The 291-nt window shown below is 76.6% G+C and carries 1 pseudogene; it reads right to left on the reverse strand.

Annotated elements, in window-relative coordinates:
* A pseudogene (locus tag NE591_RS15240) lies at positions 1 to 291 on the reverse strand (ATP-binding protein); the annotation flags it as partial.

A 291-nucleotide genomic window follows, 5' to 3' on the forward strand; every position in this document is an offset into this window, starting at 1 on the left:
TGGAAGGCCCGCTTGGCCGTCTCGTGGCCCGCGACCTCCGCGAAGTCGAGCGCCTCGACGGCCGCCGGGGCCGCCCGTCCCCCTTGGGCCGGCAGCACCGCCGCCGCGCCTCCCTCACGGGCCGCCTGGGCCAGCGACGTCATAGCGAGCAGCCGCACGTCGTCTAAGGGCACCGGATCGCTGTCGGCGGCGCAGACGAAGTCCAGCCCGAGGCGCCGGGCGCAGATGGCGCAGGCGAGGGTGCCCGCCACCGGCCGCACCCGCCCATCCAGCGAGAGCTCGCCCACGTAG

The sequence above is a fragment of the Adlercreutzia sp. DFI.6.23 genome (genome assembly GCF_024462535.1).
Classification (GTDB): Bacteria; Actinomycetota; Coriobacteriia; order Coriobacteriales; family Eggerthellaceae; genus Adlercreutzia; species Adlercreutzia rubneri.